At 75.8% G+C, this 2,012-nt stretch carries 2 protein-coding genes and 1 pseudogene; 2 read left to right on the top strand and 1 reads right to left on the bottom strand.

From position 1 onward, the window contains the following. Positions 1 to 502 (top strand): annotated as a pseudogene (locus EAO71_RS36790) (cobyrinate a,c-diamide synthase); the annotation flags it as partial. Between the two features lie 2 nt (positions 503 to 504). Here the strand turns inward: EAO71_RS36790 and EAO71_RS36785 are convergent. Beyond that, positions 505 to 1,230 carry a ZIP family metal transporter gene (locus tag EAO71_RS36785; protein ID WP_147982125.1) on the bottom strand — a complete coding sequence of 242 codons (726 nt, stop codon included), beginning with the start codon at positions 1,228 to 1,230 and terminating at the stop codon, positions 505 to 507. A gap of 68 nt (positions 1,231 to 1,298) precedes the next feature. On the opposite strand from EAO71_RS36785, the gene EAO71_RS36780 reads away from it, so the two are divergent. Next, the coding region (locus EAO71_RS36780) for a cobalt-precorrin-7 (C(5))-methyltransferase (protein WP_187282991.1) at positions 1,299 to 2,012 on the top strand (714 nt) is incomplete at its 3' end.

Here is a 2,012-nt window from a genome sequence, read left to right as displayed (position 1 = left end):
GCCCGAGGGGACGTCCGGGCTCGTCATAGGCGGCGGCTTCCCGGAGATGTACGGCCCGGAGCTGTCCGCCAACGAGCCGCTGCGCAAGGCCGTGGCGGAACTGGCGCGCTCCGGCGCCCCGGTCGCCGCGGAGTGCGCGGGGCTGCTCTACCTCGCGCGGTCCCTCGACGGGACGCCCATGTGCGGGGTCCTGGACGCCGACGCGCGGATGTCGGAGCGGCTCACCCTCGGGTACCGGGACGCCGTGGCCGTGAGCGACAGTCCGCTCGCCGCCGCCGGCGCCCGGATGCGGGGCCACGAGTTCCACCGGACCGTGATCGAGCCGGGCGCCGGCGCGCAGGCGGCCTGGGGGCTGCGGCAGCCCGAGCGGCGGGTCGAGGGCTTCGTCCAGGACGGGGTGCACGCGAGCTACGTGCACACCCACTGGGCGGGGGCGCCGGAGGCCGCCGCGCGGTTCGTCGCGCACTGCGGGCCCGGCCGTGGCGGGGAGTCGGGCACGTGACGTCAGCCGGACAGGCCCACCACCAGCCAGATGAAGCCGACGCCCGCCACCGTGCACAGCAGGGTGGAGCGGGCGGGGTGTTCGTGGTGGGCCTCGGGGAGGATCTCGGCGGCGGCGAGGTAGAGCAGGGCGCCGCCGAAGAACCCGAGATAGCTGCCGAGCAGTTCCTCCGGAAGGGTGAACAACAGGGTGGACGCGGCGCCGAGGATCGGTGCGAGCGCGTCCGCGACCAGCATCGCGACCGCCTTGCGCCGGGCGTTCCCGTACAGGCTGGTGATCGTGTACGTGTTGAAGCCGTCGGCGAAGTCGTGGGTGATGACGGCGAGGGCCACGGTGGCGCCCATGCCTCCGCCGACCTGGAAGGCGGCGCCGAGCGCGATGCCGTCCATGAGGCTGTGCAGGATCATGGCCGCCGCCGCGGTGAGGCCGACCTGCGGGACCCGCTCGTCGGCCCCGACGCCGTGCGCGGCCCGGCGGACGGCCAGCAGCCGCTCGACCACGTGGGCGAGGAGGAAGCCGCCGACGAAGAGCAGCAGCGCCTGCGGGACGCCGAACACCTTGTGACCCGCGGCCTCCATGGCCTCCGGCAGCAGGTCGAGGCCGACCACGCCGAGCATGAGTCCGCCCGCGAGGCCGAGGACCAGGTGCCGCCGGTCGGTGACGCGCTGCGCCGTCCAGCCGCCGAACAGCGTCATGAGGAACGCGCCGAGCGCGACGAGTACGGCCATGCGCCCTTGCTATCCGATCGGCGGGGCCCCGCGCACATCACCGCGCGGGGTGCGGAGAGGCCGGCCGCATGATCACGGTGATCGGGTCCGGCGCGGGCGCGGACGCGGGTTCCCCGGCCGGCGGGACCGCCTGGGTGGTGGACGTCCGGGGCGACGTGTTGACGCAGGGGGATCTCGACCTCATCGGCAAGCACGTGTCCGAGGGCGGGACACGGGTCGTGGTGCGCGCGCTCGGGGACCCCGGATTCTTCGGGGTGGTGCGGGCGCTGGCCGCCCGCTTCGGGGCCGAGGCGCTCGACGTGCGGCCGGGACCGGGCGCGGTGGGTCTCGCCTTCGCCCGACTGCGGCAGTCGTGGGACGACGCCGTGGTCGTGGACGGCACCGCCGGGGCCGGGGTGGCGCTGGACCGGGCGGTGAACGTGTGCCGGGCGCATCCCAAGGTGGCCGTGCTGCCGGGTCCCGGCGTGGGTCCGGCGGAGCTGGGCGCCGAGCTGGTGCACCGGGTCGAGTCGCGGACGCTGGTGGTGTTCTCGGCGCTCGGCGACCCCTTCCGTGAGCGCGTGGAACGGGTGGCCCCGCACGAGGCGATGTGCCGCGTCTGGGAGGGCGTGAACCTGGTCCTGTGCCTGGACGAGACGCGGGCGGAGCGACCGGCTCCCGCCGTGACCGGTCCGCTCACCGGGCCGGGCGGCTGGGCGCTGCCGGACGCGGAGTTCGGGGCGGGTTCGGGGGCGGCTCTCGCGCGGTCGTCGGGAGCGGCGTCCGGGGCCGGCGTCCGGGGC

This window comes from Streptomyces sp. MS191, assembly GCF_008042125.1.
Classification (GTDB): Bacteria; Actinomycetota; Actinomycetes; order Streptomycetales; family Streptomycetaceae; genus Streptomyces.
Note: the sequence above shows the minus strand (reverse complement) of the source record. Positions and strands in the feature narration are given on the sequence as shown.

Bases quoted from the DNA above. Each gene is read 5' to 3' on its own strand.
- EAO71_RS36785 (WP_147982125.1), bottom strand. From the start codon at position 1,230: ATGGCCGTACTCGTCGCGCTCGGCGCGTTCCTCATGACGCTGTTCGGC.